10 protein-coding genes and 3 pseudogenes are annotated in these 9,094 nt (G+C 60.7%); 8 read left to right on the top strand and 5 right to left on the bottom strand.

What is annotated here, in order from left to right; genetic code table 11:
* Positions 1–815: 815 nt before the first annotated feature.
* Positions 816–1,043 (top strand): annotated as a pseudogene (locus tag A3C3_RS48450) (IS21 family transposase); the annotation flags it as partial.
* A 133-nt stretch (positions 1,044–1,176) separates the two neighbouring features.
* Here the strand turns inward: A3C3_RS48450 and A3C3_RS0105580 are convergent.
* Both A3C3_RS0105580 and A3C3_RS0105575 read right to left on the bottom strand, forming a co-directional pair.
* On the bottom strand, positions 1,177–1,638 hold the full coding sequence (locus A3C3_RS0105580) for a cupin domain-containing protein (RefSeq protein ID WP_022713634.1): 462 nt from the start codon (positions 1,636–1,638) through the stop codon (positions 1,177–1,179).
* The gene (locus A3C3_RS0105575) at positions 1,635–2,084 is read right to left on the bottom strand and encodes a VOC family protein (protein WP_022713633.1); all 450 of its coding nucleotides are present in this window, start codon (positions 2,082–2,084) and stop codon (positions 1,635–1,637) included. The genes A3C3_RS0105580 and A3C3_RS0105575 overlap by 4 nt, the downstream gene beginning before the upstream one ends.
* 69 nt (positions 2,085–2,153) lie before the next feature.
* Here A3C3_RS0105575 and A3C3_RS0105570 point away from each other — a divergent pair, with 69 nt between their 5' ends.
* The 4 genes and pseudogenes from A3C3_RS0105570 to A3C3_RS46465 all read left to right on the top strand — a co-directional run bounded on the left by A3C3_RS0105570 (position 2,154) and on the right by A3C3_RS46465 (position 3,786).
* Positions 2,154–2,738: a TetR/AcrR family transcriptional regulator gene (locus tag A3C3_RS0105570; RefSeq protein ID WP_022713632.1), complete on the top strand. Its 585-nt coding sequence runs from the start codon at positions 2,154–2,156 to the stop codon at positions 2,736–2,738.
* 331 nt (positions 2,739–3,069) lie between these two features.
* Positions 3,070–3,153 (top strand): annotated as a pseudogene (locus A3C3_RS46655) (protease); the annotation flags it as partial.
* Positions 3,154–3,216: 63 nt separating this feature from the next.
* The gene (locus A3C3_RS45015) at positions 3,217–3,378 is read left to right on the top strand and encodes a hypothetical protein (RefSeq protein ID WP_022713631.1); all 162 of its coding nucleotides are present in this window, start codon (positions 3,217–3,219) and stop codon (positions 3,376–3,378) included.
* 90 nt (positions 3,379–3,468) lie between these two features.
* The gene (locus A3C3_RS46465) at positions 3,469–3,786 is read left to right on the top strand and encodes a hypothetical protein (protein WP_022713630.1); all 318 of its coding nucleotides are present in this window, start codon (positions 3,469–3,471) and stop codon (positions 3,784–3,786) included.
* 201 nt (positions 3,787–3,987) lie between these two features.
* Here A3C3_RS46465 and A3C3_RS46460 read toward each other — a convergent pair.
* A pseudogene (locus A3C3_RS46460) lies at positions 3,988–4,227 on the bottom strand (transposase); the annotation flags it as partial.
* Positions 4,228–4,685: 458 nt separating this feature from the next.
* Here A3C3_RS46460 and A3C3_RS0105545 point away from each other — a divergent pair.
* The 3 genes from A3C3_RS0105545 (at position 4,686) to A3C3_RS0105530 (ending at position 7,378) form a co-directional block, all read left to right on the top strand.
* Entirely contained in the window at positions 4,686–5,477 is a 792-nt protein-coding gene (locus tag A3C3_RS0105545) for a DUF2092 domain-containing protein (RefSeq protein ID WP_233450653.1), read from the top strand.
* Positions 5,477–6,607, top strand: a complete 1,131-nt coding sequence (locus tag A3C3_RS46650; RefSeq protein WP_233450654.1) for a hypothetical protein — start codon at positions 5,477–5,479, stop codon at positions 6,605–6,607. Before A3C3_RS0105545 ends, A3C3_RS46650 begins: the two co-directional genes overlap by 1 nt.
* A gap of 126 nt (positions 6,608–6,733) precedes the next feature.
* The gene (locus A3C3_RS0105530) at positions 6,734–7,378 is read left to right on the top strand and encodes a TetR/AcrR family transcriptional regulator (RefSeq protein ID WP_028739426.1); all 645 of its coding nucleotides are present in this window, start codon (positions 6,734–6,736) and stop codon (positions 7,376–7,378) included.
* A 108-nt stretch (positions 7,379–7,486) separates the two neighbouring features.
* Here A3C3_RS0105530 and A3C3_RS0105525 read toward each other — a convergent pair whose 3' ends face one another.
* Positions 7,487–8,317 (bottom strand): 3-hydroxybutyrate dehydrogenase, encoded by an 831-nt coding sequence (locus tag A3C3_RS0105525; protein WP_022713623.1) that lies wholly within the window; start codon positions 8,315–8,317, stop codon positions 7,487–7,489.
* Complete coding sequence (locus A3C3_RS0105520; protein ID WP_022713622.1) at positions 8,301–9,086, bottom strand: acetoacetate decarboxylase; 786 nt, start codon at positions 9,084–9,086, stop codon at positions 8,301–8,303. The genes A3C3_RS0105525 and A3C3_RS0105520 overlap by 17 nt, the downstream gene beginning before the upstream one ends.
* Positions 9,087–9,094 lie beyond the last annotated feature (8 nt).

Here is a 9,094-nt window from a genome sequence, read left to right as displayed (position 1 = left end):
CCGTCCGGACTGTTCTTGATGCGAGTATCCAGTGGCGTTATGAGCTCCCCAGTGAGCTTGATGACATATCCGCGCGGGCCTTCGAGAACCCCTTGATCGTGGATCTCGCGGCAATCCATNCCGCTGCAGCACGAAAACGGATACGTCCATCCGTGCGGCTGTGCCGCCGTTGGCGTCGCATCATGCGCCACTGCCGGAGCAGCGATCACGACTGCAAAGAAAATAGCTGCTGCCTTGCCCATGATCCGCACCTCGATTCGAAGCTTCCCTTCGATCGAGTTCCGCTACGAATAGCGTCTCCGTCTGTCCGGGCGGCTCCACGTCCCGAAGCGCCCTTTCATAGCTTGCGGCCCTGCGGGAGGATGTACCCTGACCGTAGCAGGACGCTGCCCGACCTGCCTATTGATCGGGAGGAAGGATCGGGTAGCGAAGAGGAGGGGATGACTTATACGGGGGTTTAGAAGTCCTTGATCCGAGGCCGGCAACCCGCGTGATGTTTCCGCTGGAAAGTCGACCATCACCCGCTCCTTCGCGTTAAGATGCCGCCGGCCGGGATAGACGACCATGACGCCGATATCGACCATGCAGTCGCTAGCAGTACCCGGACCAGCCGCTTCTCGCGCAGATCGTCGCCGAATGCGGGCTTCGGTATTTCGCGGACGGGAATTCCATTAAATCCCGGACAGTCTTTTGGCGATAAAAAGATCGACTTTCGCACGCGCCGTTTTGCCATTCCAGGCCCCGGACTTGAGAGGGGCCGGTGAATGGTGAGACGGAAGCAGGCGAGGCTTACGAGTGTGAAGGACATTCGATAGATGCTGAGACCGGCGCAAGAATAGGGTCTTTCCGTTCGTGCGAGATCGGAACGGCTGAAATTCGCCAAAACGACCATTTCGACCGATCTGTTGCAGGCGCGTGAGGGCGGGCTGACGGGCTGGCCGTTGCCGCCTGGGCTTGACGAGGACGCTTTTTGCAGCGTCGCCTGTTTCATCGTCGCGGCCGCGTGGCTGACGCTGTTGTGGCAGGAATATCGCGGACGGCACGCCATGCACGTGGTGGAACCAGTTGAGCCACTCCGCGCACTTAAGAAAAAAGCCCCATGCAGGAAGTTGAAGCGAAGGTTCCGCATGGTCGCCCCGCGAAAGGAGAAATGGACGATGTGCCTTTTCAGCCGCCCTAAACCGGTTCCTGAGCGACGAACCAAGCGCAGATCTCGGGCATATTGCGTTCAAATCCACCGGGTATGAAAAGATTGAGCAGCTTGGCGGTCGTCTCTCCGGGATTTCGGAAATCGTGGACGACGCCGGCCGGTATTCGCAGGAAAGTGCCCGGTGTGCACCGCCGCCAGCAGTCGCCGACGAGGATTTCGGGCACACCTTCAAGCACGTAGAAAACCTCGTCATTTGCTGTATGGCTGTGTCCGCCGACACCTTTCAGGCCAGTCTCGAGAATCCACTCGGACACGGAATAGGCGGCCTCCGTCTCGGCTTCATCGGCCTTGAACACTCCCGTGAGCGGGCCGAGCTCGTAGCGCCGCCCCTCTCCCGGCTCGAGAAGGATCACGTCACAGCGGTGCGACGGACTGCCATACCCCGCTCCGCCGCCTCCTTCACTTCGATTTCCGTCGGCCGCGTTCACGCCCCGGTCTCCTCGTCCCAGCGGCGCTGCATTTCTTCAGGCGCCACAACTTCGATCTTCTGCGAGAGCATCCACCGGTGACCGAATGGATCGACGACCATGGCGACGCGCTCGCCATAGGCCTGATCTGCGGCGGCACGCAGAACGACGGCCCCCGCTCCGACGGCCCGGGCAAGATTGGCGTCGACCGTCAAAGTTGCGAGGTGGAAGGTTACGGGAGAGCCCCCGATCGTATCGGGGCTCAGTGCGCCGAAGTCTGGATACTCGTCGGCAATCATGACCGTGTTTTCGCCGAGCTTGAGCTCCGCGTGGCCGATCCGACCGTCATGTGGGTCGGTCAGGCGGAAAAGCTCCTCGGCCCCGAAGGCGCGGCCATAGAAAGCAATCGCTTCCCGAGCATTCTTGACGATGAGATAAGGCGTCAGGGATTGGATCGAGGTGGACATGGCCGGGCCCCTTGCCGCTGGCATATGATTACGTTACGTTACGTTTCATAATTAATTGAGTCAGAGCACATGAGCCCACCGAAACGGCGTGGAAGACCGCCAAGCCAATTGGCCCGGGCGAGAATCCTGAAAGCCGCGCACGACATACTGATCGAGGATGGATTCGGCCGTCTCACCGTCGAGGCGGTTGCCTCGAAGTCCGGCGTAGGCAAGCCGACGATCTATAGGCAATGGGCGAACGCTTGCGAACTCGCTATGGCTGCGCTGATGTCCGGAGATTCGGGCGCCATCGAAGAAGACGCCATAAATTTGCGATCGGCGCTGACGGTGCAAATGCGATCGCTGATCCAGGCTTTTGCGACCACCAGAGGGCGCCAAATCGCCATGACGCTCGCGGCCGCCGACCCCGAAAGCGAATTCACCAAGGCCTTCCGCAACCAGGTCATTCTCTCGAGCCGCGAGGCGGGTCGCGCCTTGTTGATCGAGGCAGCCGCTCGAGGAGAAATCATGCTGCCGCAAAACCTCGAGGTGCTGCTCGATATGATGTACGGACCTGTCTTCTACCGGTTGCTGGTCGGACATCGCCCACTCGACGCGAGCTTCGCCGAAAACATCGTCGCGATCGCGCTGAAAGTTGTTGTAGCGAGCCCCTAGCGACGGGTAAGAGCTACCGGCCGACGGCCGATGTTCCCGTTGATACATTATCGATTTTCGAGCATAGAACGGGAATATCTCTCTGGTTCGCGCCTAGGCCCGTGTCGGACGGCTCCTCTCGACACGTCACGCACGACCGATCTTGCCCGACGCGGAATTTCGACGCGTGAACATCCCCCGGATGCCCGACAGCGCTTCGAACTCGCACGCGCGACCGGCCTGGAAAGACGGGGGCATCAGCGCCCGCTGAAGCGCCGCCTCCAGTTCGCAAGGAGTTTGGCCTCAGGTTCGGCTGAGGCTGCGGGGCTGGAATAAAGCGTCGCAAGTGAGCATGTCACCAAAGGGCTGGACAGCCATTGCCGCTTTCATGCGGGAGTGCCTTAGGGTTCTCGGCACCGAGATCTACCACAATTAATGAAGTACGAGCCCGGCACACCACCCGACACGCCGCTGATCTAATGCGAGCCGGAGCGACATTATGAATAGCGGCGCTATCGAATCCCGCGAATTCCGCCGGGCCATGGACCTATTCGCGACCGGCGTCACCATCGTGCCCTATGTAGCCCGGCCAGCCCCGATGACGGCCAACGCCTTTTCCGGTCCCTGGCAGCTCGACCCGTTGGACCGCACGACCGCTTAATGTCAGCGAGCACGCCTTGCATTGCACTGCACCGTGCAGTATACCGCTTGCCGTGCACTTGATAGTGCAACTGATAGAAATTGAAAAGGTATGGGCGTGAAAGTTTGCAATGGTCCAGACGAGGCCGTCCTGAAGGCCCGGCGCCGTGCGATCGCCTCGGATCCGGCCGTCGATCGCGGCTCGTTGCCGCGGTGGCCAGCGCCGACGACTATCATCTTACCGAATGCTGTTCAGACCGCTACGCTCGGCGTTCTTGTGGTATTTGCCGGGTTGCCGATAGGCCGAGCAGAGGAACCGGTTCCACCGTCCAACACGAAGCTGAAGCGGCTCCTGGCGGAAGCCATGCTCGACAATGCTGCTTTGAAGGACCGACCGGTTCCCGCCGTCCAGGTCGGCGATCAGCGATGAAGACGCCATGAAACGTACCTTCAGGTATGAGATGATGTCGTTAAGGATAAAGCAATGATTGTTCTCGGATTGGGTTCCTGCCTCATCGCAATTACCACGCTGGCTGCCGTGGCCCTGCTCGACCGCGTCGAAGCCAACCGCCGCGTCATCAGCCTCCGCGTGCTCTGAATGCATGATGATCGTTGATCCGGAACCAAGGCCCGCACGCCATTCATAGAAATACCGCTGGACCGTTGAGCGGGGCGGAAAATCATTCGGCGGCATCCGGCACGAGCAGCCTGTCGACGCGATATAAAGGAGAGCGTTCCAACCTCACGCAAGTCCGTCTTGTGCGGATGGGGACGCAGGCATGAAAGGTGCTATATACTCCCACTCACGATGCGGGACATCGCTTGCATACTGGCATCTCGTGCCGACATAACTTCGCCCCGGGTGGTCCAGGCCGGGCCATCGTGGTCCACCAACCTGAAGGCCGCACGTTCGAATCCTGCCCCGCAACAAAATTCTTTCATTATATCAAATGATTAACGGCTGAAGCGCGCCATCGGCCTCATCATCGATCAATTCACACCCGACGAACGCGCCGATTTCTTCGCAAACGCCGGTCATGACGCAGCATGATCGGATACCGCTCTAGCACTGCCTTCCGTAGGAAATGACGGGAGGCTCGGCTTGCGGGCCGGATCGACTTGCCAGCAAAAACTGCCCCTTGCAATGCACTGCACTGTGCAGTATAGCACGCATTATGCACTTGGTAGTGCAACGATAGCAGTAGAAAGGCACTGGGAATGAAAGTTTGCAATGGTTCAGACGAGGTCTTCCTGAAGGCCCGGACACCTGCGCGGCACGCCGGCAGCGCGCCGACTGGTCTGTCCCCGCGGTGGCCAGCGCTGAAGACGATGATTTTTGGGAATGCCAGTCGGGCCGCTGCGGTCGGCGTCTTTGTAGGGTTCGCCGCGTTGCCGATAGCCCGAGCAGCTGAACCGGCTCCACCGCTCAAGCCGGCGATCAGCGATGAAGCAGCCACCGCCGTCTCGCAGATGGGAAAGACGCTCCTGGCCAAGGAACAGTCGATTACGGCGAGAACCATCAGGGTCTATTTGGGCGAATCCGGACAGCCGCTTCACGTCTTCCACACGATGAAGATCGTCGTGCGTCGTCCTAATCGAATCGCCGTCGAGGTTGCCGGCGACGACGGCAAGCACAATCTGTTCTACAACGGCAAGGCGGCCTCAATCTTTTTCCCCGACAGCAAGGAGTACGCGGTGATTGCCGCGTCCGGCGATATACCGTCGGCACTCAATGAGGTGGTAGACAAGATCAACGTTGATTTTCCGCTCGGCGGCTTCTTTGTGGACTCTCCGGACAAACTGCTGTTGAGCGATGCTATCTCCGCCTGGCAGGTCGGGACGGCCAATGTCGACGGAGTCGAATGTCGGCATCTGTTTTTCCATCAAAAGTCTGGCATCGATCTGGAGTTGTGGGTCGAGAAGAATAGCGCTGCCACACCACGTCGCCTCGCCGTCACCTACCGGCTGCTCCCGGGCCAACCCAGTTTCATCGCGGAATTCACCAGCTGGAGCACCAAAGCCCGCCCATCCGAGTCCGAATTCTCCTTTCAACCGCCCGCCGGTGCAAAAAAGATCGAGCTGACTGCGGCCGCTGCGCCGGCAACTAAGAGGACCCAGTGATGAACCATCTGAAACGAACCTTCGTCGCTCTTCTTGCAGTAACGGCGGCAAATTCGGGCGTCGCGCTTGCCCAGTTCGGTCCGCCGCCGGGGGGCCCGCCGCGTCTGCCGATGGGCGGGCCACCGCGCCCGCCCATGGAGCGCCTGCACCGCCCGCCGGTGGAGCGCCCGCACCGTCCACCGGTGGCCAGCCACGGCCGTCCGCCGGTGAGCGCCCACAACCGTCCGCCGGTGAATCGCCCCACCCATGCGCCAAATGTCGGTGGCGCAAAGGGGCGATTGGCGGAAGGGGCTGGCCGCGGAGGGAACGGTTTACCCGGGAATATCAGCCGCAACACGCTGCACTCCGGAGGTAACATCAAGGCGAACCGCACCTTCGCCAACACCGGAGGCAATATCATCGCAAAGGACTCAGGCAATCTCACGGTGAACAGTTCTGGCGATATCAAAGTCTCTGGTAACGGCAACGGATACTTTGGCCGTGGACTCTATAGCCGCGGAGACTATGGCGGCGGAGACTATAGAGACGGAGACCATTATGGTCGTGGGTACTATCGCCGCGCAGCCTACGCCCTCGGCGGATACGCGGTCGGAGTGACCACTGGTGCCGCGATCGCTTCGAGCGGTAGCGGAAACACATATGATTACGGATCTCAGTCGGGGTCTTCTTACACGGGCTCCTCTCCCTCAACTTACTCCAGTTCGTCCTCTTCAGGATCGTCCGGCGGCACGTCGTCGGGTTCCTCTCGCTCAACTTACTCGAATTCGTCCTCTTCGGGTTCGTCTGACGGCACGTCGTCGGGTGCGTCTTACGCCACCGCCTCGGGTTCTTCCGGCGGGACTTCTTCAGGTTCTTATAATCAGGGCAGCTCCGAGGCATCCGTTGGCGGTCGGCAAGGCACATCGAATCAGGGCGGCAGCAACGGGAGCGCGCCGTCTGTGAATCTGCTGATGGTGGGCCTGTTTGAGAGCCTGCCGCCGGATGGCACGGCATGGACCATGGAAGGTGCGGTCGGTTGGCTTCAGGCAGCCGCGGCCAACCTGCGGATCGCATACAAGATCCCGGAAAATATCGTGGTCACGGGCGAAACTCCGCCGTCTGATTACAGCACCGCGCCGGGCGGGAACTAGAGCCTGTTCGAAACGGTGACGGCACAGGTTCAGCGCGGTGGGCCGGATCGGCGACGCATCCGGCCCTTGAGATGCACTAGACCGTGCAGTACATTGTGAATGCACTCATTGTGCAAGGGGATTGCTATGGATACTCACACTGGTTCAACCGAAGCCGGCGCGAAAGCCCGGCAGGGCGGGTCGAGGGAGGCGATCATCGAGGCGGCCGGGCGGCTATTTCTGGACCGGGGGTTCGGTTCAGTGAGCATGGACGACTTGGCTAAAGCCTCCGGCGTAGCGCGGCGGACGCTCTACAACCAGTTCGAAACAAAGGAGGAAATCTTCCGGGAGATGCTCCTCAGGGTATCGGGACAGCTCGAGGATGCGTTTCCGTCCGGCATCGAACCTGACGGGGACGTCGAGGACGTGCTGTGTGTCATCGCGCGCGCGATTCTCGAGTTTCACAAGAAGCCGGAATACTGCGGGTTTCTTCGAATGGTGGTGGCCGACTCCCGGCAGTTTCCTTGGATCGCCGAGGAGTTCGCCGCGGTGATGGAGCCTCGGACTGAGAGACTTGTGCACTACCTCGCCCATCTGACTGCGCTGGAGATCCTGGACTGCCGCAATCCGGTGCTTGCGGCTCACCAGTTCATGGGGATGCTGAACGAGATATCGCTGTGGCCCTGGATGATCGGTCGCGAAGGCCTACCCTTGGCGGCCGACGAGGTCGTTGACGAGACGATTCGGATGTTTCTGCAGCGATATCGGCGCCCGCAATCGAAGGGGAATTGAATGCCTCGCAGGCGCGTATTTGTGCATGCAAAACAGCGCGACTAGCGAGGTCGATTCTCCCAGGAGGACGGGCGCGATAGGCGCGCTCGACGCTCGTCTGCGAAGCCGCTACTGCATGAACCATCCGTGGCTGACCACCATCGACTGACCGGTCAGCGCGTTCGATGGGAAGGCCGCTAGAAACAGCGCTGCTTCGGCAACGTCCTGCACGGTCGTAAACTCGCCGTCGACCGTCTCCTTCAGCATCACGGTCTTGACCACGTCCGCCTCGGAAATTCCGAGCTCGCGCGCCTGCTCGGGGATCTGCTTCTCGACAAGCGGCGTGCGTACGAAGCCGGGGCAGATCACGTTGGCGCGGACACCATGAGCGGCCCCTTCCTTGGCCACGACCTTGGCCAGCCCGATGAGACCGTGCTTGGCGGTAACGTAAGGAGCCTTTAGCGGCGATGCCTCCTTGGCATGCACGGACCCCATATAGATGATGCTGCCGCTCTTCTGCCTGTACATTTGCCGCAATGCGGTACGGGTGGTCAGGAAGGCTCCGTCCAGATGGATGGAAAGCAACTTCCTCCACTTCTCGAACTCGAACTCGACGAGCGGCGCGACGATCTGCACGCCGGCGTTACTGACCAGGACGTCGAGCCGCCCGAAGGCTTCGATCGCCCGTGCCATTCCGCTTTCCACCTGCTCCTCGTTGGTGACATCCATGCCTACCCCGAGCGCGCGTTTGCCCGTCGGATCGATCGCGGACGCCGTTTGTTGGGCCGCGCTCTGATCAAGATCCGCAATGACCACTCTTGCGCCCTCGCGAGCGAAAGTGAGCGCAATCTCCTTGCCGATGCCGCTCGCGGCTCCGGTGATCACTGCGACCTTGTCCAGAAGCCGGCCCCCGGCACACTCGGCGCGCTTGTTCGATGACGTTTCATTCTGCGAGTTCATAGGCTCTTCCTTTCCGATATCGAGGCTCGGCTTCCGCGAGGTAGTCATGCACGACCTTCCCGAGCGCGAGCGTGAGATCTGCGATGATATGGACCGCCGATACCACTTCCAGCACCGGCAGCTCGGCCACAGGGGCCAGTGCGTGGGACCAGAGATTCAGGGCCGCCGGGCCGGTCCAGGCGCCCTGCAGATTGATTTCCTCCAGGTGGTATTCCACGAGTTCGCAGATGCGCGGCGTGCCGTCGACATGAGGGATGACCTTGAGGAGGAAGTTCGGTTCGCCGAGTGAGGTCTTCACCGCTGAAAGATCAGCGGCTCCATGCTTGTAGCCCATTGTGGCGGTCGCAACGCGGACCGGGCCGTAGTCGAGCGTGCCCACCAACGTGTCGGTCTCGGTGCGAAGAGTCGGACTCGCGAGCTTCTTGGGAAAGCCCCACAACTCGCGTCCGCCAGCAATCGGCGGATGGTCGTTGAGAAACATGCAATGGATGTAGCTACCCTTGCGTCCGCGGAACGAGACCGGGATGACCTGTCCGCTTTCCGTGTAATCGCCGAAGCCAGTCGAATCCGGCATGCGAATGAACTCGAATTTGACGAGAGGCTCGCACACCTGAAGCGGCTCCGGCACGAGGTCGCGCAGTTTCTGCGGATCGGTGCGATATGTGATGATCAGATACTCCCGATTTCGGAAGCGATACGGGCCGGCCGGATAGGCCGGGCTGGTCAGGGGCATGGCGAAAGCTCTCGCCCGGACAGTGTCTTCGTGCATGGCTGAAA

This window comes from Rhizobium mongolense USDA 1844, from assembly GCF_000419765.1.
Lineage (GTDB): Bacteria > Pseudomonadota > Alphaproteobacteria > Rhizobiales > Rhizobiaceae > Rhizobium > Rhizobium mongolense.
This window is presented reverse-complemented; position numbering and strand designations above follow the sequence as displayed.

What these genes read in the sequence shown, in the direction of transcription:
- A3C3_RS0105520 (WP_022713622.1), bottom strand. Translation starts at nt 9,086, where the DNA reads ATGCACGAAGACACTGTCCGGGCGAGAGCTTTCGCCATGCCCCTGACC.
- A3C3_RS45015 (WP_022713631.1), top strand. Translation starts at nt 3,217, where the DNA reads ATGAATAGCGGCGCTATCGAATCCCGCGAATTCCGCCGGGCCATGGAC.
- A3C3_RS0105570 (WP_022713632.1), top strand. Translation starts at nt 2,154, where the DNA reads ATGAGCCCACCGAAACGGCGTGGAAGACCGCCAAGCCAATTGGCCCGG.
- A3C3_RS46465 (WP_022713630.1), top strand. Translation starts at nt 3,469, where the DNA reads ATGGGCGTGAAAGTTTGCAATGGTCCAGACGAGGCCGTCCTGAAGGCC.
- A3C3_RS0105530 (WP_028739426.1), top strand. Translation starts at nt 6,734, where the DNA reads ATGGATACTCACACTGGTTCAACCGAAGCCGGCGCGAAAGCCCGGCAG.
- A3C3_RS46650 (WP_233450654.1), top strand. Translation starts at nt 5,477, where the DNA reads ATGAACCATCTGAAACGAACCTTCGTCGCTCTTCTTGCAGTAACGGCG.
- A3C3_RS0105525 (WP_022713623.1), bottom strand. Translation starts at nt 8,317, where the DNA reads ATGAACTCGCAGAATGAAACGTCATCGAACAAGCGCGCCGAGTGTGCC.
- A3C3_RS0105575 (WP_022713633.1), bottom strand. Translation starts at nt 2,084, where the DNA reads ATGTCCACCTCGATCCAATCCCTGACGCCTTATCTCATCGTCAAGAAT.
- A3C3_RS0105545 (WP_233450653.1), top strand. Translation starts at nt 4,686, where the DNA reads ATGATTTTTGGGAATGCCAGTCGGGCCGCTGCGGTCGGCGTCTTTGTA.